Raw genomic sequence first — 25011 nt, forward strand, 5'->3', positions numbered from 1 at the left:
CGTAAACCCGGCCCCCAGCCTGCTCAATGGCGGTGAAAGCCACCTACGCCAAGAGACTCCTGAAGTCGCCGTCCACCACGTGTGCGTAGCTGCGGTAAGCGTCAACCACGGCGTCCTCCACCGTTTTGACGTCCAAGTGGGGCAGCAGGTCATTTGCAGCACCGGCGGTGGCCGGATCCCAATCGAGGCCAAGTGCAGCGTAGCTCGCCGTCAGTACGTCCCGGATCGGACCGGAGTTCTCCACCACAATCACGGAGCTGAACAACCAACCCCCGGAAACCACCCGCTGCGCAGTCCCTATCAGCTTGATCCGATGGGCGGGAAACTCCGCATCCTCCCCGTGAACGCTGAACTCCCCGGGGCAGTACTCCCCCGGGATCTCCCCGACGGCGGCCCTGGACGCCGACGCTGCGAAGGGCACCTGCCAGCAACTCACCGAACTCCGCGAAGCGGGCTTTCGCACGGACGATCGCGTCAGGGTGCGGCTCTATGTGATCAATCACCAAAGTGCCTTGGTGATAAGCCGCCGCACGTCCACCGGCTTTCCGCACGAGGGGCTCGAAGCCGAGCTTCCGGCACGCATCCTCGGCGGCGGTGAAGCCGGGCAGGTTCGCATCGCGCTGGCCAAAGGCAACGGTGGGCTGCGGGCGGTACAAGCGAAGGGAGGGACCCAGTTGCCCGCTGCGGGCCCGCTTCAGCAGCTCCAACGCAAAATCAAGATCCCCGGCAGCACCGAGGGATTCCTCTTGGCGGTAGACGGTGAGCTCGGAGCGCTCCGTGAGGCCGCCGTCGGCTTTGTTCCGTGCTTCGCTCATCAGCTTTTCCTCAGCGTCAGGATTTGCTCGGCCCTGCCGAAAGGTCCGTTGATGTCATGGAGCACGCTGGACGTCAGGCCGATGCCATCTGCCCCGAAGGAGACTTTGTTGTCCAGCCCGAGCCACTCTCCCGAGGGCGCACGATACATGTGGATCTGGAGGTCCACGTTGGGGAAGATGTAGCTGTTCTCCCCTGGGGGGACCCGTGCGGCGATGCCATTGGCGGTGTCGACCAAGCCCATGAGCCGGGCAAGATCGCTGCTGTCTTCCTCGTCAGTCAAAGGGTGCATGGTCCGGATCCACACCTTGCCCGAACCTGGCCGATGGCCTTCGGCGATACGCATTTCCAGGGACCGGATGTAGCCGCCGGGCCATACACTTGCACCATCCCACAACTTGCATTCGTCCGGGGCGGGCATGGCCTCGTCTTCGAACGCCGCCACGGCGCTGGTATCGCTGGTGATCATGCGCCACGCTGCGGCACGGATGGCGACACGCCCGCCGGCGGAAAGCTCAGCCTGGATGAGTTCAATGGTTCGTCCCGGCCGCAAGGTTGAGGTGGTTACCTGGAACTCGCCGCCGGGGATCAGCCCGAGGATCTCGTAGCTGATCCGCGCCATACGGACGTCGTCCCGGGGCTCATGCCTCAGGAGGGCGTCAGCCATGATGCCGGAGGCCGGGGCCATGTGTTGTTCGTGCGGATTCCAGGCACCCTGGGCATGAATCGTGGAGCGGTAGCGGCCCCCACCCAACGATTCGTAGTAGAAGTTGCCCTCCGCCAGTTCCGGTAATGAGGTTGTCAACGCGAGCCTTTCGCCAATCCAGCAGTAGAACTCAGACCACTGTATCCGCTGATTTGGCAGCCGACCGACGCCGCCGGGCAACCACCACCCACACGATCACGGCGAGCACAGCCAGCACCGACAGCCCGGCACCAGCCGGCGACGTCGCAGCTACCGCAAGCCACGCCTCAAGGGCGGCCAGTCCGATGGTTGCGTACAGCAACGCCCAGATGATGGAACCCCCGATAGCAGCGGGGAGATAGCGGCGCAACGGCATCCGCGCTGCGCCCGCTGCCAGATTAACGGCGGTCTGCAGGCCGATGGTCAGGAAGGACAGCACGACGGCGTACGGACCCCAGCGCTGTATGAAGGCTTGGGCCCGGGCTGCCTTGGACTGTTGGAGCGACGGCTGTTGGAGCGACGCCCCGAAGCGGGTGTGTGCGAAGCCGGCAACTGCTCCTCGACCAAGCCAGTACGTGACATTGACGCGGATCATGACAATCGCGAAGAGCGCCGCAAGCGCGACGCCAAAGGGCAAGCTCATGATCTGGTCCACGTGACTTAGGCTACCCTAAGCGCGGTAGGCTCCAGGACCAGGTCCCGCGGGCAAGTGCCCGGCGCCACGGGCCAGGGTCGGCACAAGCGCACCTAGGATGAAGTCATGGATCTTCGCGATGCCGCCCAACAGTTGTACGCCGTGCTTCCGCGTGAATTCACTGCGGAGCGGACAGCCTTGGCACGGCAGGCAAAGGAAGCAGGTGGAAAGGACCTCGCCAAGGAGATCGGGAGCTTGCCAAAGCCCACCGCCGGCGCCTGGGGCATCAACATGCTTGCCGTCCACCAACCCGAGGTGATTGACGGCGTCGTGCGTTTTGGCGCTTCCCTTCGTGCAGCGCAAGAGGAGGGAGATGCTGAAGCCTTCCGTGAACTTGGCCAGCAGCGACAGGGTCAACTGAGCTTGGCCGTGCAGGCGGCAAAGGAGCTGGCGAGCCGGCTGGGAGCACCGCTCAGCGCTGCCGGCGCTGCCGACGTGGAGCAAACGCTTCGGGCCGCAATGGCCGACGCCGGCGCCGCAGCCGCGGTGGCGACCGGCCGGCTGGTGCGCGGGCTAAGCGGCAGCGGTTTCGAGTCCGTGGACCTGACAGATGCCGTCGCTGCAGCAAATCCCGACGAAATCCCGGGTGTGGGCGAAACGCCAAAGGTGAAGCTGCCCGCGGGAACCAGGCCGGCACGACAGGGCAAGAAGCATCAAGAGCCGCAGCCGAAAGAGAAAGCACCCGAGGAAGCCGCAACATCCCTGGCCGAACGCCGGGCCCAAAAGCGCCAGGCCGCGTTGGAAGAAGCCCGCACCGAGTTTGAGGCAGCCGAACAGGAAGCCCTGGAAGCCGAAAACGCTGCTTCGAAGGCTTGGGACGCTGTCAATGAATTCGCGAATCGGCGCTCGGACGTCGAGGCGCAGATCGCCGACGCCAAAAAGCGTTTGGCTTCCCTCGAAGCCGAACTGATCGGCATCACCCGGGACGCCGAAGCCGCTGAGTCGCACAAAAAGCTGGCCGTCCGGGCCGCGGCACAGCAACGACGCGCCGCGGACCAGGCCCGGCGGCGCGTCGAACGGCTGGCTTGACTACTCCTTCTTCTTTAGTGGCGACTTCTGCAGGTTATGCGTCGCAGGGCCTTCCAAATACTTGCCGTCGGGAGCGAACCTTGAGCCGTGCAACGGGCAATCCCAGGATTTCTCGGCGTCGTTCCAGCTCAGCAGGCCTCCCAAGTGGGCGCAGCTCGCCGACACCATACAGACGTTGCCATCAACGGTGGACACAGCTGCCGGTTCACCCTTGTAAAGCCCGACGACGCCACTCCCCTCCGGGGGTCGGGTCTGGTCCGTGATTTCCGGATTGCTCCTGACCTTGGCTTTGTCCTCGACCAACCGTTTGGCGACGCCGGCATTGAGGCGAACGGCTTCCAACGCGCCCTGGGGCGACGTAACGCGGTGGTGTATGACCGTGGCCCAATCAGACTGGCCACCAAGAATGTCCGAAGTAATGGACAACGCGGCAGCTACTCCGTTGCTCATGCCCCACTTGTTGTAGCCGGTTCCGAAGAAGATCCGGCCGTGGCCCCGGGGCATCTTGCCGAAGAAGGGAACGAGGTTGGTTGGCCGGTAGTCCTGGGCAGACCACGTATGGGTGACCTCCGCGCCCGGATAATGCTGGTTGGCCCAGGCGAGAAGGTCATCCAGATGCGCCTTGGGCGAGACCGCCCGGCCGCCGGTATGCCCGTAGCCACCTACCAACAGCAACTCGCCTTCCGGCGTCGGGTGAGTGCGTTGGGAACGGGTGGGTGGATCGATACTCAGGTACATTCCGCTCGGTGGCGGGGTTTCACCTGGAAGCCGAAGAGCGGCAGCGTATGACCGGTTGGGTTCAAGCTTGGCGAAATAGAGTCCGCGGTCCAGGATCGGCGTGCCAGTAGCAATGACGACGGTGTCCGCGGTGAAGGCCCCTTTTCGCGTGGATACTTCCACGGGAAGGTCAGAACCCACATTCTGCACCTGGACGCCCTCAACAATTATTCCGCCGTGCTCCCGGATATCCCTTGCCAGGACCTCCAGGACTTCCATGGGGTGGATCTGCGCCTGGTCATCGAGTTCCAGTGCCTCAACCACCGGGAAGGGCAGCCCGGGGTCGCGGCTGAAGTGCACGTCCAAACCAGCGTCGCGGGAAACGGCGGCCTCCTTGCGCAGGCGCTGGCCGCCGTCGTCGGTGGTTGCGAAGGTGACTGCCGTCCGGCGCTGAAACGCGATGCCCTGCTCTTCCATATACCGCATCAGCCATGCCTGACCAGTGCGGTTCGCTTCCACGTAGGCTTGCACTACTTTCAGTGAGTACTGGCCACGCAGCGCCGAGAGTGCCCCTCCCTGCAGGAGGCTTAGTTTGCCGGTGGTGTTGCCTGTGGTCACGGCGCCGAGGGTGCGCGCTTCCAAAACTGCCACACGCTGGCCCGATCTGGACAACAGCAGAGCCGTCACCATTCCTGTGAGCCCTGCGCCCGCCACTATTGTGTCGAAGTGCTTTTCATCGGGGATTGCATCGGACGTGAAGCTGGATTCCCTGTCCAACCACAGCGATTTCATCGAACAACCTGCCTCTCAATTCACGGAATTGGCGCCTGGCATGTGTTGATGAAAACGGTAGGCCGGTGGCCGGGCCTTATCAAGGGGTCGGGTTGTCCTTGGCGAGTTGCGCGGCACGGCGGAGCCACGGGTCCGTGTCACGCGACCAGCGTTCCAAAACTCGTTCAGCGCGTTCTTTTGCCTGTCCTTCGAGCCTGGCGAGCAGGGGTTTGACCACATCCACCGCCAAAGGATCAGCCAGTTCCTCCGTGCCGGCCTGCCGAATGAAGCCCTCTATGCGGGTCAGGTCCGTATTGACCAGGATCCCCACTTTGGTTTGCAACAGGACAACCGCAGCGAGCCTGCGTTCAAAGACCGGCTCATCCCACAGTTCCGAACTGAGGGCCGTGATGTCGTCATGGCTCAGATTCTTGTGCCGCTTCAGGACGTCCCGGACCGTTCCTCGCACTGCACCAACCGATGCCCCGTAGACCTTCATTCCGCCCAGGCGCTCCCGGGCTTCCATGGCCTTCTCCCACGACGATTCACGCTGCAGCGTGAAGTCCACAAATTCACCAGCTTCACTCACGCGTCCATTCTGTCAGTGCCTCCTTCTAGGGTGGGGGCAACAGCAATCGACAGGAGAGATTATGCCTTCGCAAGAGCTCGCTACCGAAGCCACAGCGTCGTTCCCGGGAGTCCCCGCCGCGACGTCGATGCCCGACTGGTATCCCGCGCTGCTCAACACTGTCGCGCAAGAAGTCCGGACAGGCCGCACGCGCGCACTGGCGGCTGCGAACAGCGAACTGCTCAATTCGTACTGGAGCATCGGCAGGCAACTTGCCGAGCGCGAATCGCAGGAGGGCTGGGGCGCTAAAGTGGTCACCCGATTGTCCGCTGACATCCGAACGCGCTTCCCCGAAGCGAAGGGCTTCTCCCCCAGGAACCTGCGGTACATGAAGAGCTTTGCCCAGGCTTGGCCCGAGTTTCCAATGTTGCAAGCGCCGCTTGCAACATTGCCGTGGTACCACCAGATCGCGCTTTTGGAAAAGCTCGACGACGCCGCCACCCGCCTCTGGTACGCAGCGGCAGCTGCCCAGCATGGTTGGTCGCGCAACGTCCTGACGCATCAGATCGAGACCCGCTTGCACGAGCGCTCAGGGCAAGCCATCACCAATTTCAAGACCACCATGATTGCCGCCGATTCAGACCTCGCCCAGCAGGCCACCAAAGATCCTTACGTCTTTGATTTCCTGGCCATGACTGACCGGCACACGGAACGGGACCTGGAGGTGGAATTGGTGAAGCATGTGGAGAAATTCCTGCTCGAGCTGGGTCAAGGCTTCGCATTCGTTGGTGAACAGGTCCGATTGGAGATCGCCGGCGACGAATTCTTTGCGGACCTGCTCTTCTACCATTTGAAATTGCGCTGCTACATGGTCATCGAGCTAAAGGCCGTGAAATTCGAACCCGGGTTCCTGGGCCAGCTGGGCATGTACATGGCAGCCGTTGACGACCTCATGGCCCACCCTGACGACAAACCAACCATCGGCCTGCTGCTGTGCAAGGAGAAGAACAGCGTGGTGGCCGAGTACGCCCTGCGTGGATTCAGCGCTCCGGTGGGGATCGCGGAGTGGCGGACGTCCCTTGCCGAGTCATTGCCCGACGAATTTGTCGCCAGCCTGCCCAGTATCGAAACGTTGGAAGCCGAGCTGGCAAGCCAAGCCCGTATTCTGCCGGATTAGGCTCAGACGTTTTCCCTGAACCAGGCCAACGTGTCGTTCCACGCCGCCGTAGCCTGGGCCTCGTTGTAGCGGTCGCTTGTGTCGTTATGGAATGCATGGTCCACGCCCGGGTACACCTTGAGTTGGTGCTTGACCTGTGTCGCATCCAAGGCCGCCTTCAACTGCGGCATGGAACCGGTGATCCGCGCGTCTTTTTCAGCGTAGACACCAAAAACGGCGGGCTTGATGATGGGGACTTTCGCCAGGTCCGGGGCGGGACCGTAGAACGCGGAGGTGGCCTTCAGCCCCGGGATCTCGGTGGCCGCTTGCCAGGTGATGCCGCCGCCAAAACAGAAGCCGACCATGGCAACGCGGCCCTTTTCCACGAAGTCCTGGCCGTTCAGATATTCAAATGCTGCCTGGAAGTCCCCCACGTGCCGCTGGGCTCCTGCCTTGGTGAGGGCACCCGGGACAGCATCCGGATCCATCGATGCAGTGCCACCCTCCCTGCTGAGGAGGTCCAGCGCCAAAGCTGCGTAGCCTTCTTTGGCGAAGCGCCGGGCGACATCCTGGATGTGGGGCGTGAGGCCGCGGTTTTCGTGACAGACCAGGACGGCTGGACCCGGCTTGCTGCCCTCGGGCCGGGCCAGGTACCCGCTGATGTCGGTGCCGCCGGAAGTAAACGTCACCGTGGCCGTCGTCAGGCCCGCGGCCCCTTCCGGCACCGTCAGCGGACTCTTGGCGTTGGGAACCGCTGTAGTGTTTCCCGAACCTGCTGAAGCCGTGGCTGTGGGCATCGGGTCCCCGGTCTTTGGCACCTCGTCCGGTGTACAGCCCACCAAGGTCATAGCCGCCGCAGCCGCGGTCATACTTCCCATGATGAACGCCACGCGCCTGGTGAAAGTCCCGTGGGACATGTCGCCCGACCGGTAATCGTCGTAGAACTCTTCGATCAAGTACTTTTCAAACTTCTCAAGCTGAACCATGACGTCCTCCCGAAGTTGGGCAGTATCTTCCTCTGCTGGAAAGACGCGGGCAAGGGTGGAAGGGTTCAGGTACGGTTTCGATCTGCTGCCAAAGTTCGCGACGCTAAAAATGTCAGTGGCTACTGACATAGTAAAAATATGAGCCGGAGCCAGCAGATACAAGCCACCCAAGCGGTGGCCTCGCTGCCTGCACGTGCTCAAGCAGGCAGCGTCAGCGGTGACCTGATTAATCAGCTCCGTGCTCTTGAGGACATGAAGTCTGCGATTTCAAGTTTGCAAGCGAAGATAGCCGTGGCCTTTGACCTTGCCCAGCGTCAAGAACAGGCAGCAGCGGGGGTTCCCGCTTCTGAACGAGGCCAAGGTGTATCAGCCCAGGTTGCCCTTGCCCGGCGGGAGTCTCCGAATAAGGGGTCCCGGCTTCTGGGCCTGGCCAAGGCGCTGGTGTCAGAGATGCCACGGACCATGGCCGCCTTGGAGTCGGGAAGACTAAATGAGTGGCGGGCCACACTCCTTGTGAAGGAAACGGCCTGCCTCAGTGCTGAAGATCGCTGCGCGGTGGACGAGGAACTCGCCCCCGACTCGGGCACGTTCGATGGTGCTGGCGACAAGACCATCATCGCCGCCGCAAAAGCAGCGGCCTATCGGCGTGATCCTCGCTCGGTGACGCAAAGGGCCGCCCACGCGGCGTCTGAACGGCATGTGAGCCTCCGCCCGGCACCGGACACGATGACGATCCTCACGGCTCTACTTCCAGTCGCCCAAGGCGTGGCTGCATACGCGGCCCTCACCCGGCACGCAGACTCCGCCCGTTCCGACGGGGATGGCCGGTCCCGGGGACAGGTCATGGCGGACACGCTCGTCGAACGCATCACCGGTTCGCCTGCAGGGTTCTCTGGGATCGACCTTCAACTCGTTATGACCGACCGCACGTTGCTGCAAGGCGACAGCGAACCCGCAAGACTTACTGGGTACGGCATCGTTCCAGCTGAGTGGGCCAGGGAGCTCCTGACCAGCGGTGAGAGCAAGACAGATCAAGACTTCAGCATTTGGCTGCGACGACTCTTCACGGCACCAAACACGGGCGAACTCCTTGCCACTGACTCGAGGGCACGTTTCTTCCCCATGGGCATGAGACGGTTCATCGAAACCCGCGACCACAGCTGTCGCACCCCCTATTGCGACGCGCCAATCCGGCATATCGACCACATCGTCCCCTGGCACGAGGACGGACCAACCAACGTGGACAACGGGGCCGGGCTCTGCGAACAATGCAACCACACCAAAGAAAACCCCGGGTGGAGCGTCAGACCAGAACCTGCACGGAGACACACGCTAAAAGTGACCACGCCCACTGGGCACAGCTACCGCTCCGCCGCGCCTCCATTGCCAGGCTATGAACGAACCCGAGTCGATTGAGGGAATTCGGGTCAATTGGCTGGGTCGTACTGGAACTACGACAAAGCCCCTCACGCCAGCACAGCGTAAGGGGCTTTGAAGATGCCAAGAACTGAATCCGTTTAGAACTCCCAGTCCTCGTCCTCAGTGTTGACAGCCTTGCCAATCACGTAGGAGGAGCCCGAGCCGGAGAAGAAGTCGTGGTTCTCGTCCGCATTCGGGGACAGCGCCGAAAGGATGGCAGGGTTCACGTCCGTAACGGAAGCCGGGAACATTGCCTCGTAGCCGAGGTTCATGAGGGCCTTGTTGGCGTTGTAGTGCAGGAACTTCTTGACGTCCTCGGCCAGGGCCGACGCCGTCATAGAGGTCGTGCGTGTACTGGACTTCGTTTTCGTACAGCTCGAAGAGAAGCTCGAACGTGTAGTCCTTGATTTCCTGCTTGCGGGCCTCGGAAGCCTTCTCCAAGCCCTTCTGGAACTTGTAGCCGATGTAGTAGCCGTGCACGGCTTCGTCACGGATGATGAGGCGAATGAGGTCGGCCGTGTTCGTCAGCTTGGCACGCGAGGACCAGTACATGGGCAGGTAGAAGCCCGAGTAGAACAGGAAGCTCTCCAGCAGTGTGGAGGCCACCTTGCGCTTCAGGGGATCGTCGCCCTGGTAGTAGTCCATGACGATCTGCGCCTTCTTCTGAAGGTTCTCGTTTTCGACCGACCAGCGGAAGGCGTCGTCAATCTCCTTGGTGGAGCACAGCGTGGAGAAGATGGACGAGTAGGACTTCGCGTGCACCGATTCCATGAAAGCGATGTTGGTGTACACGGCCTCTTCGTGCGGCGTCAGCGCGTCCGGGATCAACGAAACTGCGCCCACGGTTCCCTGGATGGTGTCAAGCAGGGTGAGACCGGTGAAAACGCGCATGGTGAGCTGCTGCTCTTCCGGCGTCAGCGTGTGCCACGACTGGACGTCGTTGGACAGCGGCACCTTCTCCGGCAGCCAGAAGTTGTTGACCAGTCGGTTCCAGACTTCCACGTCCTTGTCGTCCTGGATCTTGTTCCAGTTGATTGCTTCGACGTGACTAAGCAGCTTGACCTTTTCGGTCATTTCATCCCCTTTAGCGTTGGGTTCTTTAAGGTAAGCGTACGACGGCGGGTGCAAACCCGCCGTCGTAATCTTTAGTTTTGAGTGCGGCGACTGCCGATTAGAGCGCGCAACTTACGCAGCCCTCCACCTCAGTCCCTTCGAGGGCCATCTGGCGGAGACGGATGTAGTAGAGGGTCTTGATGCCCTTGCGCCATGCGTAGATCTGCGCCTTGTTGATATCACGCGTGGTGGCGGTGTCCTTGAAGAACAGCGTCAGGGACAGGCCCTGGTCCACGTGCTGCGTGGCAGCTGCGTAGGTGTCGATGATCTTTTCGTAGCCGATTTCGTAGGCATCCTGGTAGTACTCCAGGTTGTCGTTGGTCAGGTACGGAGCCGGGTAGTAGACGCGCCCGATCTTGCCTTCCTTGCGGATTTCGATCTTTGCGGCCACCGGGTGGATCGAGGAGGTGGAGTTGTTGATGTAGCTGATGGAACCGGTGGGCGGCACGGCCCTGGAGGTTCTGGTTGTAGATGCCGTGCTCCATGACGGAAGCCTTCAGCTCACGCCAGTCGTCCTGGGTGGGAATGTGGTGGCCTGCGAAGAGCTCGCGGACGCGCTCCGTTGCCGGAACCCATTCCTGCTCCGTGTACTTGTCGAAGAACTCGCCGGAAGCGTAGGTCGACTTCTCGAAGCCACCGAACTTCTGGCCGGTCTCGATGGCCAGCTTGTTGGACGCGCGGAGGGCGTGGAACAGCACCGTGTAGAAGTAGATGTTGGTGAAGTCCAGGCCCTCTTCGGAACCGTAGTGGACGTGCTCGCGGGCGAGGTAGCCGTGGAGGTTCATCTGGCCGAGGCCAATCGCGTGGCTCTGGGCATTACCCTGGGCAATCGACGGCACCGAGTTGATGTAGGACATGTCGGACACTGCGCTGAGGGCGCGGATGGACGTCTCGATCGAGAGACCGAAGTCCGGCGAATCCATGGTCTTGGCGATGTTCATGGAACCGAGGTTGCAGGAAATGTCCTTGCCCACGGTCTGGTAGCTCAGGTCTTCGGCGTAGATGGACGGCGAGGAAACCTGCAGGATCTCCGAGCACAGGTTGCTCATGGTGATCTTGCCGTCGATCGGGTTGGCCCGGTTCACGGTGTCCTCGAACATGATGTACGGGTAGCCGGACTCGAACTGGATCTCCGCGAGGGTCTGGAAGAACTCACGGGCGCTGATCTTGGTCTTCTTGATCCGGGAATCGTCAACCATCTCGTAGTACTTCTCCGTGACGGAAATGTCGGAGAAGGGGACTCCGTAGACGCGCTCGACGTCGTACGGGGAGAAGAGGTACATGTCCTCGTTCTTCTTGGCGAGCTCGAACGTGATGTCCGGGATCACGACGCCAAGGGAGAGCGTCTTGATGCGGATCTTCTCGTCGGCGTTCTCGCGCTTGGTGTCCAGGAAGCGGTAGATGTCCGGGTGGTGTGCGTGCAGGTACACGGCACCTGCACCCTGGCGGGCACCAAGCTGGTTGGCGTAGGAGAAGCTGTCTTCGAGGAGCTTCATCACGGGGATGACGCCGGAGGACTGGTTTTCGATCTGCTTGATCGGGGCGCCGTGCTCACGGATGTTGGTGAGCGAAAGTGCCACACCGCCACCGCGCTTGGAGAGCTGCAGCGCGGAGTTGATGGCGCGGGCAATCGACTCCATGTTGTCTTCGATACGGAGCAGGAAGCAGGAGACAAGCTCGCCGCGCTGGGCCTTGCCTGCATTCAGGAAGGTGGGGGTTGCCGGCTGGAAACGGCCATCGATGATTTCGTCAACAAGGCGGCTGGCAAGTTCTTCGTTGCCGCGGGCAAGGTGCAGGGCAACCATGCAGACGCGGTCTTCGTAGCGCTCAAGGAAGCGCTTGCCGTCAAACGTCTTCAGTGTGTAGGACGTGTAGAACTTGAAGGCGCCAAGGAAGGTCTCGAAGCGGAACTTCTTTTTGTAGGCACGGTTGAAGAGTTCACGGATGAAGTTCATCGTGTACTGGTCCAGTGTTTCGCGCTCGTAGTACTGGTTCTTCACCAGGTAGTCGAGCTTCTCTTCCAGGTCGTGGAAGAACACGGTGTTGTTGTTCACGTGCTGCAGGAAGTACTGGTGCGCGGCTTCACGATCGGCTTCAAACTGGATCTCGCCGTTGGGGCCATACAGGTTCAGCATTGCGTTGAGCTCGTGATAGCCCAGGCCCTTATAGGCCTCCGGCAGTGGCTTCTTGGCCGTTTCCACAGCGCCCCCGGTTACTTCTGTTTCTGCGACAGTAGTGTCCAAAACTTTTCCAATCCTTGATTGACCCGATCGACGTCTTCCGGCGTCCCCATGAGTTCAAACCTGTAGAGATGCGGCACGTTGCACTTGGCGGCGATGATGTCTCCCGCTGCGCAATAGTTGTCCGCGAAGTTGGTGTTTCCTGCACCGATAACACCACGGATCAGCTCCCTGTTCCGTGGGTTGTTGAGAAACCTGATGACCTGCTTGGGCACTGAACCTTCGCCGTTTGTCCCGCCGTAAGTCGGCAGGACAAGGACAAAGGGTTCAAGTGCTTGAAGCGGGGCATCGTGCGCATAAAGCGGGATGCGCGCTGCATCCCTGCCCAATTTCTGGACAAAGCGCTTGGTGTTCTCAGATGTCGAGGAAAAGTAGATGAGGTGACTCCTCGTGGTCACAGTGTCCGTGTTACTGCGCACGGATGCCGTTGCAAGCGGTGCCATGGGAGTCACCTCGACTACATAGGAATTCTTGCTTGCTGCGGTGGCGAAGTCCGAAAGGAAACTTAGGCCACGGAGGAAACGGCCTGGGCCAGTTCCTCGATCTTGTCCGGGCGGAATCCAGACCAATGGTCCTGCTCGGTCACGACGACGGGAGCCTGCATGTAACCCAGCGCCTTGAGGCGTTCGAGCGCCTCGGCATCCTGGGAGATGTCGACACTCTGGTAGGCAATGCCCTTCTTGTCGAGTGCCCGGTAGGTTGCGTTGCACTGAACACAGGCCGGCTTCGTGTAAACCGTAACGGTCATGATCCCTGTCCCCTTAGTTGAAGTCTGTCGCTCTTCGTATCTGGCGGGCTCAACCGGAACTGAATACTGAATCCGATACCGGCCCGCAGGCTGCTGTGGCAGCCAACACGCTTATATAGTCTTGTGCTGGTTTCCCGCTCAATCCGTAAACCGATACTACATGTAGTGCAAGCGCCTCGCCGGGACCCCAAGATGATGTATTACAAGTATGTCATTCAATCCACCGCTCGTCCACAGGGCAGGTGCCTCAAAATGTCCGTGATTCCGCCAAAGTGAGAGATGAAATCCACACCCTGTGGACTACTTAGCCACATTTAATCTCCAGCGTGTCGCCGGGTTCCGGCGTGTCGTGACACTTTGAAAATGTGGCGTGGCGAACACTGCTCGAACAGCCAGATTTGCTGATGGTCAAACGCAGAGTACGGTGTCCCTGATGCTTCAAGGGAGCCCACTCCCCTGTGTTGGCAGGAAAAACGAGCAAAAGGACAGCTGATGGTCAACCTTCTCCATCTCCGGACCCTGTTGGAGGTCACCCGGCTGGGTTCCTTCGCGGCGGCAGCGGCGCAGCTTGGCTATACAGCCTCCGCCGTTTCCCAACAGATGGCCGCGCTGGAACGGGATACCGGCGTCGAACTGTTCCAGCGTTCCGCGAGGAGCGTGATTCCCACTGAGGCCGCCGTAACCATGACCCGGCACGCATCCAAGGTGCTCACGGACGTCGAAGCGCTCATGGCCGCCGCATCAAGGACCAGCGATGCGCCGGCACAGGAATTGCGGCTGGGCATCTTCCCCAGCCTTGCCACGTATGTGCTGCCGGACATCCTGCGGAATGAGCGGTGGAACGGGCTGGGCATCGAGCTGCGCGTATCAGTCGCTGAGCCGGCACAGACCATCCAGGGACTGCGCAGCGGCGGAGAATTGGACGCCGCCCTCGTGTACCAGGTGGGACAGTCAGGATTGGCCTGGCCACATTCCCTGGAGCGCCAATGGATCGGCGACGACGACTTCCGGGTGGTGCTGCCCGCTTCATGGAAAATCCGCGAGGATGCCGAGATTGAGGCCGCACACCTCTCGGACATGCCATGGATCGTCCATCACCCGGGCACCAGCGACGCCCTGGTGATCGAACGTTTGTTTGCCAGCTGCAACCTGCATCCCCGCGTCGTGGCTTACAGTGACGATTTCCATGCCAGCCTGGAGATGACCGCGGCCGGCCTGGGTGCTTCGCTGGTACCGGAACTGGCGCTGCGCAACCGGCCACCCGGCGTCGTGGTCCTTGACGTTCCGGACATCCGGCTGGCGCGAAACGTGTTCGCGCTGCTCATCAATGAAAAGCGAACAGCTCAAGTGCAACTGTTTACGCAGCTCCTGGCCGACACCCTCCGTGGCACCTCCGAAAAGAGCGGTTTGCATCCCCTGAAATCAGCGCCTGTCAAGGGTTCGCAGCGTCGGAGGTGAATTCTCCCCAATTGCTGGAACCGGCCCGATGTTGGGGTTAGATTGATCACATGGGCAAGGTAGCGAGCACACATTTTGGGGAGATCGAGCTCAATCACGGGCGTGAACATTGCTTCGTGACCAAACACGAGCTCGGCGGCAATCAGCTTGAGCTGGACCTGAACGTCACGGCGCATGACCATTTCGACGAGGCCGCCATGCACAAGGTGGACTACCGCTTGCGCTTCCTGCCGGAGCTGGTTGACCAGGTCCGGGAGATGATCGCCGATGAGCTGGACCAGGACGGCACCAATCCGCAACAGTTCCTGCATTTCCATAGCTCCCAGCTCAAGGAAGAGCAGCTCGAATCGGTTTTCGGGGTCAGGGACAAGTCCCAGCTCACCAACGACGTCTTCCTCAAAGCCCTCAAACTGGGTCATGTGGCCATCTACCCTGGCCAGCCCGAGCGCTATTTTGTTCTGGACTTCACCCTCGGCTCGCACTTCACGGATGAGCTGCTGGTAGTAGCCGCCGATGAAGATGGCGTGGTGGATGACGAAATCCTTTGGGAGTCGTGAAGGCTGAAGCTTAAACGCCCGACGGCGGCCGGTTACCTTTCGGTGACCGGCCGCCGTCGCTTGTGGGGACTTACTTACGCCGTCCGGTTTGACCCAGAGCTGGCGGGACGGAACGTGCTTGACGGCGGTGGCCAAGGGGAGCGGCCAGGTGTTTTAGCTTGCGTATTCCTGGCGGAGTGCCATGGTGCTTACGCGGCCAGCCGGCCGGGATGGCCGCGGCAGCGCCAGCTTGTCCAGCACGTCAAGGGCGTCCGCGTGCTCATTGAAGGTGTACAAGTGAATGCCCGGTGCACCGGCATCCAGTGCTGCATTGGCAAGATCCACGGTGGCAGCGACGCCGATTCGCCGACGCTCTGCTTCAGTGTCCATGGCAGCGAGGCGCTCAATGAGTTCCACGGAAGGGTCAACGCCGGCCAGTTCGCCGAGGCGCTTCAGGCGCCGGATGCTGGTGAGCGGCATGACACCAGGGATGATCGGGATGGTGACCCCGGCCCCGGCGTGCTCGCGCAACCAGGTCCGAGTATTCGTTCGCGTGGAAGAAGACCTGCGTGATCGCAAAGTCTGCGCCGGAACGCTGCTTGGCCAGGAGAACTTCGACGTCGTGCCCCACACTTGGCGATTCAGGATGCCTGGTGGGGTACGCGGCCACTCCGACAGCGATCTTGCCGGCACAAAGAAGTGCTGAACGACGCTGCTCCACGCGGCGGATCAGTTCGATCAGATCCTGGGCATACGGGAGTGAGCCGCTGGCAGCCTGGCTTCCGTCCTTGGGCAGATCCCCGCGCAGGGCGAGGATGCCACGGACGCCGCGGTCCAGTAGTTCACCAATGATCTCCGCCAATTCAACCGGCGTGTTGCCCACACACGTCAGATGGGCCAAGGGACGGAGCGTGGTCTCTAGCAGGAGGCGGTTGATGAGGTCAACGGCAGTATCCCGGTTGGATCCACTGGCACCGTACGTCACCGAGACGTAGTCCGGCTCGGTGGCTTCGAGTTCACGGATAGTGGTCCACAGGCTTTCCGCGGCCGCCGGGGAGCGAGGGGGAAACAGCTCGTAGGAAAGTGCCACGGGCGCCGTTCCGGCGAGGTTGGGATGTACGTCAATAAGGCTTGGCGGCGACATTTGCGTCCTTGGCTGTTCGTCATCGAACGTCACCCAATGGATCCAAGGGAACCATTGATTGCATGGTCGATGAATTTAGTTTGGGATACACGAAGAAACTCCAGCAGGACGCAGCCGCGACCGGTACGCCTGGAATGAAGCTTTCCGTGTGCAAATGTCAGGCCCACATGGGGGCACTCACACCCTCCTCACCGCCCTTGCGGGGCGGATCCAACGGAGGATCGCTGACACGTTACCACGGTAACTTGTTTACGACTCTAGGTCGTGGGCAGCGAGCGGTTCAACTTTGCCACCGAATTAAGACGCAGTTTTACGATCCATGAAGAGGGATTTGTGAACTTTGTTCGCTGAATGGCTCACCAGGGCTTGTCTACGCCGGACTCATTCCCGGGGCCCCGCAGGTACTCCTCGCGTTGCTGCCCTTCTGCCCGCTCCCGTTGGGCCTGTTGCGCGCCCTGTCCCAGCCTCTGCAGTTGCTCCTGCTGTTGGTCAGGCGGCGTGTCCTTGGCTGGCTTCCCCCTGGCCCTTCCGTCCGAGTCCGCACCTATCTTGGCTTTGAGACGATCGACCGCTGTGTCCAGCGCCTTCCCCTCTCCGGACGAGTTTCCGGGACCTTCCTGCGCACACTGGGCAGGTGAGGACCCGATGACGTCCAATGCTTCACGAAACAACGTGGCTGCCGCCTGCTGATTGCCTGCCGACAGCGCAGCATCGCCCAGTTTCTCGACGCTCAACACCAGATTGACCCGCACTTGGCATTCGTCCTGGCCGGCGCCGGCATCCAACGCCGCCTCGAAGTCCTTCCGTGCCGCCGTGAAGTCGCCGGCCAAAACGTGGGCGTCGCCGGATGCGAAGAAGGCTTTGTGCGGCTCCACCAGGTTCGCCACGTGCAGCCAGGACGCAGCTCTGGCCGCACCGTCCTGATCGGCCGTTTCGAAGGCATGTGCGGCGTCCCCGCCCAAGGCACCCACGCTGAGGAGCTTCGCCGCCACGGCGAGCGCCAGCAGGACCGGCGGAGCGGACCACAGCGCGAGGCGGCGTCTCCGGCGTCGAGCATTCTTCATGCCACTGGCTCCTTGGCCCTCGAGGGCAAGCTCCGCACTTCCCGCAGCGCGATGAGATGACGAACGGGTTCGTGAAGGGCCAGCAGGAATGCGGCGAGCGCCAGGAGCCAGTAAAGTTCCACGCGGCCGGGTCCATCGTCGTTGGTGGGCGTGAGGGCGCCGGGCTGGGCTTTGGCAAGCATGTCGGACGTGGGTTGGTTCCCGGTACGGTGGACATATGGGACATTGAGTTGGCTTGCGATGTTTTTCAGTTGCCCTTCGTCGATCCTGGACACCGCGTCCTGGCCTGAGCCCTTGTCCTGCAGGTACCCGGTTTCAGTGTCCGAGGGGTCCTTCATCCGGCCACCCTGCCCCGTGCCGTAACCCAGCACGGCTCCCCCACTGACGCTGCTCGCATCCACCGGCAGCGGCACTGGTGCCTCGGCCGCCGTGTTCTCGCCGTCCCCGGCGTAGAAGACCAATGCCGGACGTCCTGGGTGCTGCTCCCGGGCGGCCGCGAGCCTTTCCTTGAGCAACGCTCCCGCGCCCGTAATGCTGCTGCCGTTGGCGTACCGCGGGTTTTGCGGCTGCAGTATTGTCATGGCGGTTTGCAGCGCTGTGGCGTCCTGGCTCAACGGCATGCGGACGGTCGCCTTGTTGTCGAAAGTGATGAGGGAAAACCTGGCTCCCGCTAGTTCCCTGGCTATCGCCATCACGTCACCGGTCGCCCCTGACAAGCGGGTTCCTGCGCCGTTGTAGTCCTCTGCTGCCATGCTGGTACTGGTATCGACAACGAAGAAGACGTCCACGTCCGCGACGGCGGTCCTCCCTTCAGTGCCGGGCCATCCCGGTCGTAGTGCGGCAAGGACCAGAAGCACGACGGCGGCGCCCCGGACGGCGGCCGGCCGCACCGACCCTTTTGGTCCCGTGCCGCCGCGCCCCGGCCCGCGAATGATGGCCCACAGGGTGAGGGCGACGACGGCGACCCCCATGGCAACGAGGAGCGCCCACGGAACAATTGGCAGAAGAGTCACTGATCCAGCCTCCATCCAAGGATCACCATTCCGGTACCTGCCAGCAGCGCGACCCCAAGCGGCAGCGCCGGGCTATCGCTCACGGCAACCAGGGGCGCGGCCCCGGTAGCTGCTGGCTTCGGTCTCCTGCACTTTCTGCACAATCCCGGGCACCGCGTCGGGACTGTCCAGAGCGAAGTAGCTGCCCCCGGTTCCTTCGGCAACCGCCTTGAGTTGGCCGCCTGGCTGATCTGCTTGATCTCCGTAGTCAAAGTCGCCGGGGTAGTCAAAGTCCGAGGGGTTCAGGGCATAAACCTTGACGTTCTTGCTCCGGGCCAGCTCCCCGGCCTGCTGCAGGGTGAAGATGGGGTCCCCGGAGAGGAAGTTGTCGGTGGCCAGCACAACAGACCGCGAGCGCTTGGCGTTGCCGGACGTGGATGCCGACCCTGACCCTGCCCCCGGATCTGACCCCGGCTCTGGTTCAACGTCCGGGAAGCTTTGCACGCAGGATGCCAGGCCATCGCCGATCAGGGAGGATCCTCCACCGTTCCATGTCCCATCGAAGAAGGATCCTGCCCCGCTGTCCAGTGCCTTCCGGGCTGCGGTGAGCTGTTCGGCAGCGTAGTCGTAGTCGTCTGTCAGCGGGAACAGTTGGACGCTGCTGCTATCGAAGATGACCATGCCGATGCGCTCGCCATCGAATTCCCGGGCGAGTTCCTGGAACACTTTGGCGATGGCAGCGTCCGTACTGGTCATGGATCCTGAAACATCCAGGCAGAGGATGATGTCCCGGTTCCGGATGTCGGGCTGCTCCGTGGTGCGCTGGGCAGGTCTTGCCGCGGCTGTGGCTGTGGCCGCCAGAAACAACGCACCCAAGGCCATGGCGAGGACCAACGTGGCCTTGTACCGCCGCAGCGCTCTTTGATACTCGGGAAGGTCTGTGAGGCGCTCGCCGTGTGCCACTGGCCTGCCCATTTGCCGCCGACGCCGGATCAACAGCCGGGCGGCTATCAGCAGTGCCAGGGCAGCGAGGGGAAGAATCCACCAGAAGGTCAGTTCCACGCCTGTACCACCTGGCGTGCGGTCCTGGCGGAGTCCCGAACGGATTGCAAGGCCACTGGCGCGAATTCGTTGGGGTAGATCAGGGCGATACCCACGGCGACCTGATCCAGTCCGTTGCGGCGTAATTCTTCCAGTGTCATGGAGGTGGCCGGAAGGCCTGTGGCCGCACCCGCGAATTCGCGCACGAGGAGGCTGAGCCGCTGGTGGGCGTCCCGCCCGGGGAGGCGGCCGGCGTCGGCTTCTCTTTCGAGGGTATCTATTGCTGAGAGGCAGGTGGCCCGCAGCGTTTCCAGATCGTGAGGCGTCCTGTGCCCGCCTACAGGTGTTTTTGGTGTTGCCTTGTGGTCGGGCCACAGGATCCATCCGTACCAGCATGCTACGAGCAGCAGGAGTACCAAGCCCAGCCATAGCCACAGCTGCTGATATTGAAGGGGTGCATAGAAGCCGGCGTTATCCTGCACGGTTGCTGCCCTTGGCGGACTTCGCACCCGAGCGGTGCTTCTCCAGGAGCGCGAACACCGCCGGGAGGACATCGACGGTGGCGCCAACCGGCTGCTCAGCAATGCCGAGCCTGCGGAAGAATACGCTGCGCTCCTCTCTTCGTTTCCGCATTGCGCTGGCATAGGCGGCGCGAACAACACTGTTCCCCGCCACCGCCGCAGGGATCAGCAGGCCGTTCCCGACGTCGATGCTGGCCTCTTGCATAGACGCCGGTTGCCCCGGTTCCGCGGCCATGCGGGCGTCGAGGATAGTGAGCCAGAGGACTTCGTGCCGGGCCCTCAGGCGCCGGAGCAGTATTTCGGTGCGGGCGTCGGGCATAAACTCATCAGCGAGAACGGCAATGAGCAGGCGGCCCTTCAAGAACCTCAGCGCGTAGTCGAGTTGCTCTGTGATAGCGCTCGCCTGCCCATCCAGGGAGATGCCGGCATCCACTTCCCGGAGCAACCGCTCCAGGTGCTCTTCACCGTTTTGAGGCGGGAGGTAGCGGGAGGTGGCGGCCGAGCCGTGCAGGAGTCCGACGTCGTCCCCATGCCTGCAGGCGAGATAGCCCAGTACTCCGGCAGCGTCAACGGCAATGTCTTTTTTGGATTCACCCGAGGCGGCGTGGGCTGCCATGTTCCGTCCTGTGTCCACGAGCAACAGCACCGAATGACGGCGGACGGCCACATAGCGTTTCACCAGGGGTGATCCGTGGCGGGCAGTGGCTTTCCAATCGATGTCCCTGACTTCGTCGCCGGGTACGTATGAGCGCAATTCGTCGAAGTCCAGGCTGCGGCCCTTGAAGACAGAACCGTATTCGCCATCCAACATGGTGAGGGTCCTGCGATGGGCGAAGATGAACATCTTCGACTTCACGCGTCGGAGGAGGCTGGGCATTCGGTGTCCGTTACGGCGTCTGCACTGACATGAGCACTGCGTCAATGATGGTTTCCACCGGGGTCCCTTCAACCACGGCGTCGAACCCGAGCACTATTCTGTGGCGCAGGATCCTGTGGGCCAGTTTCTTGACGTCCTCGGGAATGACGTGGTCGCGCCCGCTAAGGAGTGCCAATGCCCTCGCCGCCTGACTGAAGGCAATGCTTGCCCGCGGACTTGCACCGAACTCGATGAGGTTTGCCAATCGGGGCTCCAGGTACTGGGAGGCATGACGGGTCACATAGGCCAGGCCAACGATGTACTGGATGATGGCAGGATCAACGTAAACCTTCCTGACGAGTTCCTGCACCTGGACAATGGCGTCAAGGGAAGCGGCTGCGGGTGGCTTCTGCGCTGTGCTGAACACCCCGGCATCCATGCGCCTGATGACTTCGGCTTCCTCCGCCGGGCTCGGATAGTCCAGGACGTCCTTGAGCATGAAGCGATCCATCTGTGCTTCCGGAAGGCGGTAGGTTCCCTCCTGCTCAATCGGGTTTTGAGTTGCCAGCACGAGGAAAGGCTCGGGCAGAGCATAGGACTCGCCACCGATGGACGTTTGCCGTTCCTGCATCGCCTCCAGCATGGCGCTCTGCGTTTTGGCGCTGGAACGGTTGATTTCGTCAAGCAGCACAATGTTCGCGTGGACGGGTCCCAGTTGGGTGACGAACGTGCCTTTGGCCGCATCAAATATCTGGGTGCCGGCGATGTCACTGGGCAACAGGTCCGGAGTGCATTGGATCCGGCGAAAATCCGCACTCACGGAGTCCGCAAGAGCTTGCGCCGCTGTGGTCTTGGCCAGGCCCGGAACGCTCTCCAAAAGGACATGTCCGCCGGTCAGGAGGCCGATCAGCAGCGTTTCCTGCAGCCTCGACTGGCCCACCACCTTGGTCTCAAAGCTGCGGATAATGCTACCGACGAGCTGCTGTGCGCGGGCCAGGTCAGGTGCATCGATTCCGGCCGGTGCATCGGTTCCGGTCGCGGCTGTGTTCTGAAGCACCTGTGGTCCCCTCGCTGGCGTGAATCCACTCTATCCAAGCCTTCCTTGAACAACCCTGCAATGGGGAGCCCTCCCCATGTGGACTTCAGGGGTCTATTCTTTTGCCATGCATCAGCTACCAGCCCGCTATGAGCAGTATCTCAACGGCCAAAGCCAGCGTGTCATCGACGCCGTTCGTCCAGTTCTGCTGCAGTCCGCGGCAGACCAGAGGCACGGGGTCCGGATCACCTACAACACAGGGCCCACCGGACACCAGGCTCATCTGGACGAGTCGATACCCTACGGTGAAATAGTCGAAGACATCGACTAGCCCTTCACGGAGCCGGACAACGCGAAAGAGCTGCCCACGCTCCGGGATACCAGCACGTACAGCAACAGCACCGGCACTGAGTACAGGATGGAAAACGCCGCGAGCTGTCCATAAGCTATGGCACCGTGCTGGCCAAAGAAGCTGAAGATGGACACCGCGGCTGGTTGCTTTGCCGTGGAAAGCAACAGGATGAACGGGACGAAGAAGTTTCCCCATGCCTGTATGAAGACGAAGATGAACACCACGCCCAAGCCATGCCTCATGAGAGGCAGCACCACCGCCCGCAAGGCCGTCATGCTTGAGGCACCGTCCATCCACGCCGCCTCCTCCAGTTCCAAGGGAACGGAGTCCATGAAGTTCTTCATCATCCAGATGGCCATCGGCAGGGTGGTTGTAGCCATGAAGAATATGGTTGCCACCATGGAATCGAGCAACTGGAGCTGGACGAACAAGCCATAGACGGGCACCATGATGGCAGTCACGGGCAACGACGTCCCGAACAGCACCGAGTACATGAACGGCTTGTTGAACCTGGACTGGTAGCGGGACAACGGATATGCGGCAAGGACGGCTGCCACCAGGTTGACCGCTGCTGTTCCCGCTGAAAGAAGGAAACTGTTGGCCAGGGGCCGGTACAACAGTTCCGGTGTGAGCACCGCGCCGAAATTCTCCATCGACGGCGCTGACGGCAGCGCGGTCTGATAGCCGGCCTGAGGATCGACGGCGGCCAGCAGCAACCACAACAATGGCGCCACAAAGCAGAAACCGATCACGGCCAAAGCGATATCTGCCGCAAACCGCGGCCTGGACATCACGGCTTCTGCTCCCTGAGCAGCCGGACGTAGACGGCGCCGAAGACTACTCCCAAAACAATCAAAACCGAAGCGACGGCCGTGCCATAGCCAATATCCCCGAATTTGAAGGCCTCTTGGTAGGCCAACACCGGCAGGGTAGTACTGGCATTGGCCGGGCCGCCGGCCGTCATCACCCAAATAAGAGTGAACACGGCCAACGTCTGCAGGGTAATCAGCATCAGGTTTGTGGCGATGCTGCTCCTGATCAGTGGCAACGTAATGAATGCCAGGCGCTGCCAGCCTTGCGCACCATCCATCAAGGCAGCTTCCGAGACGTCCTGTGGCACGTCCGCGAGGGCGGCCCTGTACACCAGCATGGAGAAGGCCGTTCCCCGCCACGTGTTCGCAAGGATAATCGCGACCAGCGGGAACGTGTACAGCCAGTCCGGCCCCTGCCCGCCAAAGAAGGCAAGCATCTGATTCAGTGTGCCGTCACGGTTGAAGTAGGCATAGGCCGCGAAGGCAGCCACGATCTCGGGGAGTACCCAGGCCGCTACCACCACTGTTCCCACCCACGAGGAAACTGCCCTGCGTGAGCGCGTCATGAGCAGCGCGATGAGCAGGCCGAGCACATTCTGGCCGAGCACGGCCGAGGCTGCGACGAAAACAACAGTCAGCCATGCCGCCAGTGGAAACGAGTCATCGCTGAACATCCGCACGTAGTTCTCAAGCCCCACCCACTGTGGATCCCGCGCCGCCCGGCCTGAAAGAGCGGCATTGGTGAACGACGCGTAGAAGGACCAAACCACCGGGGCAAGCAGGAACAGCAGGAGCAGGAGAACGGACGGAACAACCGGCAGCAGCCGCAGGTAGCGGCGAATCGTCATTTCCCTGCTGTCATTTCTTTGATGTCATCTCTCCAGGACCTTGGCATCACCAACAAGCTTGCGCACGGTGGCGTCATACTCTGCTGCGGCATCTTCGGGGCTTTGCTTTCCAGTGATGACAGACTCGGTGGCGACCTGGACCGCCGTCGAGATCCTCGGGTAATCTGCGGTTGCCGGGCGGTAATGCGTCACCTTCACCAACTCCGAGACATCCTTCACGAACGGATTCGCCGAAAGGTAGCTCGATTCCGATGCAACATCCGTGCGCACCGCTATCTGGGAGTTGTCAACGTCAAAGGCCAAGGCATTCTTCTTGTTCAGCGCGGTGGCGAGGAACTTGAACGCAAGCTCAGCGTTCTTGCTCTTGGCACCAACTGCAAGGGTCCATCCACCGGACATGCTGACGCCGCCCGGTTCCTGTCCGTTCCTCGTGGGGAACATGGCCACACCCATGTCCTGCTCATAGCCTGCCCACTCATAGGCCCCGCCCTTTTGCCAGAACGACGGCGTATACGAACCTTCCACGGTTGCAGCGAGTTTGCCCTGCGGGAACCACTCGCCAAAGACCTTCTTCCAGACATTGGCGTCGAGGGCTTCGGCCGGGCTCACTGCAAGTTTTTCGTCGTAGAGGGTCTTCAGGAAGGCCAGCGAGTCAGTAAAACCCTGGGAGCCCACCACCCATTTCTTTTCCTTTTCGTCGTACAGCGTGCTGTCTGTCCCGTAGAGGAGTTCGTAGAAGCTCTGCATGACAGTGCCCTCGCCGGTACCCTTGCCGGCGTACATGTTGAAGGGAATCACGGTTGGATCGGAGGCTTTGATGGCACGTGCCGTGGACAGGATGTCTTCCCACGTTTTGGGCTGCCAGGGAACTTGAATTCCGGCCTTCTGCAGCACTGCCTTGTTGTACCAGATGGCACGAGTGTCAGTGCCCAGGGGCACAGCGTAGATACTTCCGTCATCGGCCCGACCCGCTGCTTTGGCCGCTTCGTTGAACTTGGACCAGTCGTCCCACTTTTCAAGATAGCTGTCCAGCTTGAGGAGGTAACCGGCGTCGACGTCGGAACGCACCTTGAACGTGTCCTCATAGAAGACATCCGGCGCGGTGTCCGGGGAGCGCTGGGCGAGGGCGAGCTTGGTGCCGTAGTCGTCGTCGTTGGCTTGGATCGGTTCGAGATTGACCGTCACCGAAGAGTTCGCTGCCTCGAATTCCTTTTTGGCGTCCTGCATCACAGCATCCATTGCCGTAAAGGAGTCAGATTTCTGGTAGACGATCTTCAAGGTCTTGTTCTCGGCAGTCGGCGGCGTCGAGGAACAAGCTGTTGCAGCGAGAAGAGCGGCTACGACGGGAAGGACGGTGGCAAACCTCATGGGGCGGCGCATTTTGCTCCAATCGAGTCAACGTGGCTGAGTAG

General features: G+C 61.4%; 22 protein-coding genes and 4 pseudogenes. 6 read left to right on the forward strand and 20 right to left on the reverse strand.

What is annotated here, in order from left to right; translation table 11 throughout:
* Nucleotides 1-43: 43 nt before the first annotated feature.
* The 3 genes and pseudogenes from LDP01_RS04825 to LDP01_RS04835 form a co-directional block, all read right to left on the reverse strand.
* A pseudogene (locus tag LDP01_RS04825) lies at nt 44-815 on the reverse strand (lipoate--protein ligase family protein).
* Nucleotides 815-1618 (reverse strand): thioesterase family protein, encoded by an 804-nt coding sequence (locus tag LDP01_RS04830; RefSeq protein WP_224090622.1) that lies wholly within the window; start codon nt 1616-1618, stop codon nt 815-817. The pseudogene LDP01_RS04825 and the gene LDP01_RS04830 overlap by 1 nt, the downstream one beginning before the upstream one ends.
* 31 nt (nt 1619-1649) lie before the next feature.
* Nucleotides 1650-2153: a DedA family protein gene (locus LDP01_RS04835; protein ID WP_346658909.1), complete on the reverse strand. Its 504-nt coding sequence runs from the start codon at nt 2151-2153 to the stop codon at nt 1650-1652.
* A gap of 105 nt (nt 2154-2258) precedes the next feature.
* On the opposite strand from LDP01_RS04835, the gene LDP01_RS04840 reads away from it, so the two are divergent.
* The gene (locus tag LDP01_RS04840) at nt 2259-3221 is read left to right on the forward strand and encodes a hypothetical protein (RefSeq protein ID WP_224090626.1); all 963 of its coding nucleotides are present in this window, start codon (nt 2259-2261) and stop codon (nt 3219-3221) included.
* Here the strand turns inward: LDP01_RS04840 and LDP01_RS04845 are convergent, their stop codons facing one another.
* Both LDP01_RS04845 and LDP01_RS04850 read right to left on the reverse strand, forming a co-directional pair.
* A complete protein-coding gene (locus tag LDP01_RS04845) occupies nt 3222-4730 on the reverse strand; it encodes an FAD-dependent oxidoreductase (protein WP_224090628.1) in 1509 nt (502 codons plus the stop codon).
* A 79-nt stretch (nt 4731-4809) separates the two neighbouring features.
* Nucleotides 4810-5298, reverse strand: coding sequence for a DNA alkylation repair protein (locus LDP01_RS04850; RefSeq protein ID WP_224090630.1), 489 nt, complete (start codon nt 5296-5298; stop codon nt 4810-4812).
* Nucleotides 5299-5359: 61 nt separating this feature from the next.
* On the opposite strand from LDP01_RS04850, the gene LDP01_RS04855 reads away from it, so the two are divergent.
* Entirely contained in the window at nt 5360-6454 is a 1095-nt protein-coding gene (locus LDP01_RS04855; protein WP_224090632.1) for a PDDEXK nuclease domain-containing protein, read from the forward strand.
* A 2-nt stretch (nt 6455-6456) separates the two neighbouring features.
* On the opposite strand, the gene LDP01_RS04860 is transcribed toward LDP01_RS04855, so the two are convergent.
* On the reverse strand, nt 6457-7548 hold the full coding sequence (locus tag LDP01_RS04860; protein WP_224090634.1) for a dienelactone hydrolase family protein: 1092 nt from the start codon (nt 7546-7548) through the stop codon (nt 6457-6459).
* 9 nt (nt 7549-7557) lie between these two features.
* Here LDP01_RS04860 and LDP01_RS04865 point away from each other — a divergent pair, with 9 nt between their 5' ends.
* Nucleotides 7558-8835: an HNH endonuclease gene (locus tag LDP01_RS04865; protein ID WP_224090636.1), complete on the forward strand. Its 1278-nt coding sequence runs from the start codon at nt 7558-7560 to the stop codon at nt 8833-8835.
* A gap of 101 nt (nt 8836-8936) precedes the next feature.
* Here the strand turns inward: LDP01_RS04865 and nrdF are convergent.
* From nrdF to nrdH, 4 genes and pseudogenes are all read right to left on the reverse strand, one after another.
* Nucleotides 8937-9912 (reverse strand): annotated as a pseudogene (gene nrdF, locus LDP01_RS04870) (class 1b ribonucleoside-diphosphate reductase subunit beta).
* A gap of 97 nt (nt 9913-10009) precedes the next feature.
* A pseudogene (nrdE, locus tag LDP01_RS04875) lies at nt 10010-12131 on the reverse strand (class 1b ribonucleoside-diphosphate reductase subunit alpha).
* 32 nt (nt 12132-12163) lie between these two features.
* Nucleotides 12164-12634 carry a class Ib ribonucleoside-diphosphate reductase assembly flavoprotein NrdI gene (gene nrdI, locus LDP01_RS04880; RefSeq protein ID WP_224090639.1) on the reverse strand — a complete coding sequence of 157 codons (471 nt, stop codon included), beginning with the start codon at nt 12632-12634 and terminating at the stop codon, nt 12164-12166.
* 62 nt (nt 12635-12696) lie between these two features.
* Nucleotides 12697-12939 (reverse strand): glutaredoxin-like protein NrdH, encoded by a 243-nt coding sequence (nrdH, locus tag LDP01_RS04885; protein WP_011775022.1) that lies wholly within the window; start codon nt 12937-12939, stop codon nt 12697-12699.
* A 492-nt stretch (nt 12940-13431) separates the two neighbouring features.
* Between nrdH and LDP01_RS04890 the strand changes: the two genes are divergently transcribed.
* Nucleotides 13432-14397 carry a LysR family transcriptional regulator gene (locus LDP01_RS04890; protein WP_224090640.1) on the forward strand — a complete coding sequence of 322 codons (966 nt, stop codon included), beginning with the start codon at nt 13432-13434 and terminating at the stop codon, nt 14395-14397.
* Nucleotides 14398-14447: 50 nt separating this feature from the next.
* Nucleotides 14448-14954 (forward strand): DUF2004 domain-containing protein, encoded by a 507-nt coding sequence (locus LDP01_RS04895; protein ID WP_223933081.1) that lies wholly within the window; start codon nt 14448-14450, stop codon nt 14952-14954.
* A 153-nt stretch (nt 14955-15107) separates the two neighbouring features.
* On the opposite strand, the pseudogene LDP01_RS04900 reads toward LDP01_RS04895, so the two are convergent.
* From LDP01_RS04900 to LDP01_RS04930, 7 genes and pseudogenes are all read right to left on the reverse strand, one after another.
* Nucleotides 15108-16077 (reverse strand): annotated as a pseudogene (locus LDP01_RS04900) (methylenetetrahydrofolate reductase).
* 356 nt (nt 16078-16433) lie between these two features.
* Nucleotides 16434-17141, reverse strand: a complete 708-nt coding sequence (locus LDP01_RS04905; protein WP_224090641.1) for a hypothetical protein — start codon at nt 17139-17141, stop codon at nt 16434-16436.
* Nucleotides 17138-18154: a vWA domain-containing protein gene (locus LDP01_RS04910; protein ID WP_224090642.1), complete on the reverse strand. Its 1017-nt coding sequence runs from the start codon at nt 18152-18154 to the stop codon at nt 17138-17140. The genes LDP01_RS04905 and LDP01_RS04910 overlap by 4 nt, the downstream gene beginning before the upstream one ends.
* A 72-nt stretch (nt 18155-18226) precedes the next feature.
* On the reverse strand, nt 18227-19195 hold the full coding sequence (locus LDP01_RS04915; RefSeq protein WP_346658910.1) for a vWA domain-containing protein: 969 nt from the start codon (nt 19193-19195) through the stop codon (nt 18227-18229).
* Nucleotides 19186-19656 (reverse strand): hypothetical protein, encoded by a 471-nt coding sequence (locus LDP01_RS04920; protein WP_224090643.1) that lies wholly within the window; start codon nt 19654-19656, stop codon nt 19186-19188. The genes LDP01_RS04915 and LDP01_RS04920 overlap by 10 nt, the downstream gene beginning before the upstream one ends.
* Nucleotides 19646-20572, reverse strand: a complete 927-nt coding sequence (locus LDP01_RS04925) for a DUF58 domain-containing protein (protein ID WP_224090644.1) — start codon at nt 20570-20572, stop codon at nt 19646-19648. Before LDP01_RS04925 ends, LDP01_RS04920 begins: the two co-directional genes overlap by 11 nt.
* A gap of 10 nt (nt 20573-20582) precedes the next feature.
* A complete protein-coding gene (locus LDP01_RS04930; RefSeq protein WP_224090645.1) occupies nt 20583-21608 on the reverse strand; it encodes an AAA family ATPase in 1026 nt (341 codons plus the stop codon).
* A gap of 106 nt (nt 21609-21714) precedes the next feature.
* Between LDP01_RS04930 and LDP01_RS04935 the strand changes: the two genes are divergently transcribed.
* A complete protein-coding gene (locus LDP01_RS04935; protein WP_224090646.1) occupies nt 21715-21918 on the forward strand; it encodes a hypothetical protein in 204 nt (67 codons plus the stop codon).
* Here the strand turns inward: LDP01_RS04935 and LDP01_RS04940 are convergent.
* From LDP01_RS04940 to LDP01_RS04950, 3 genes are read right to left on the reverse strand one after another with little or no spacing between them, the layout of a single operon-like run.
* Nucleotides 21915-22730: a carbohydrate ABC transporter permease gene (locus LDP01_RS04940; protein WP_224091034.1), complete on the reverse strand. Its 816-nt coding sequence runs from the start codon at nt 22728-22730 to the stop codon at nt 21915-21917. The two genes, LDP01_RS04935 and LDP01_RS04940, sit on opposite strands and share 4 nt — an antisense overlap.
* Nucleotides 22730-23599, reverse strand: coding sequence for a carbohydrate ABC transporter permease (locus LDP01_RS04945; protein ID WP_224090647.1), 870 nt, complete (start codon nt 23597-23599; stop codon nt 22730-22732). The genes LDP01_RS04940 and LDP01_RS04945 overlap by 1 nt, the downstream gene beginning before the upstream one ends.
* 24 nt (nt 23600-23623) lie before the next feature.
* Nucleotides 23624-24979 carry an extracellular solute-binding protein gene (locus tag LDP01_RS04950; protein ID WP_527249055.1) on the reverse strand — a complete coding sequence of 452 codons (1356 nt, stop codon included), beginning with the start codon at nt 24977-24979 and terminating at the stop codon, nt 23624-23626.
* Nucleotides 24980-25011 lie beyond the last annotated feature (32 nt).

The sequence above is a fragment of the Arthrobacter sp. StoSoilB13 genome (genome assembly GCF_019977255.1).
Lineage (GTDB): Bacteria > Actinomycetota > Actinomycetes > Actinomycetales > Micrococcaceae > Arthrobacter.

Coding starts and splice junctions, on each gene's coding strand:
- LDP01_RS04855 (WP_224090632.1), top strand. CDS start 5,360: ATGCCTTCGCAAGAGCTCGCTACCGAAGCCACAGCGTCGTTCCCGGGA.
- nrdI (WP_224090639.1), bottom strand. CDS start 12,634: ATGGCACCGCTTGCAACGGCATCCGTGCGCAGTAACACGGACACTGTG.
- LDP01_RS04860 (WP_224090634.1), bottom strand. CDS start 7,548: ATGTCAGTAGCCACTGACATTTTTAGCGTCGCGAACTTTGGCAGCAGA.
- LDP01_RS04890 (WP_224090640.1), top strand. CDS start 13,432: ATGGTCAACCTTCTCCATCTCCGGACCCTGTTGGAGGTCACCCGGCTG.
- LDP01_RS04940 (WP_224091034.1), bottom strand. CDS start 22,730: ATGTCCAGGCCGCGGTTTGCGGCAGATATCGCTTTGGCCGTGATCGGT.
- LDP01_RS04945 (WP_224090647.1), bottom strand. CDS start 23,599: ATGACGATTCGCCGCTACCTGCGGCTGCTGCCGGTTGTTCCGTCCGTT.
- LDP01_RS04925 (WP_224090644.1), bottom strand. CDS start 20,572: ATGCCCAGCCTCCTCCGACGCGTGAAGTCGAAGATGTTCATCTTCGCC.
- LDP01_RS04865 (WP_224090636.1), top strand. CDS start 7,558: ATGAGCCGGAGCCAGCAGATACAAGCCACCCAAGCGGTGGCCTCGCTG.
- LDP01_RS04950 (WP_527249055.1), bottom strand. CDS start 24,979: ATGCGCCGCCCCATGAGGTTTGCCACCGTCCTTCCCGTCGTAGCCGCT.
- LDP01_RS04845 (WP_224090628.1), bottom strand. CDS start 4,730: ATGAAATCGCTGTGGTTGGACAGGGAATCCAGCTTCACGTCCGATGCA.
- LDP01_RS04895 (WP_223933081.1), top strand. CDS start 14,448: ATGGGCAAGGTAGCGAGCACACATTTTGGGGAGATCGAGCTCAATCAC.
- LDP01_RS04905 (WP_224090641.1), bottom strand. CDS start 17,141: ATGAAGAATGCTCGACGCCGGAGACGCCGCCTCGCGCTGTGGTCCGCT.
- LDP01_RS04840 (WP_224090626.1), top strand. CDS start 2,259: ATGGATCTTCGCGATGCCGCCCAACAGTTGTACGCCGTGCTTCCGCGT.
- nrdH (WP_011775022.1), bottom strand. CDS start 12,939: ATGACCGTTACGGTTTACACGAAGCCGGCCTGTGTTCAGTGCAACGCA.
- LDP01_RS04935 (WP_224090646.1), top strand. CDS start 21,715: ATGCATCAGCTACCAGCCCGCTATGAGCAGTATCTCAACGGCCAAAGC.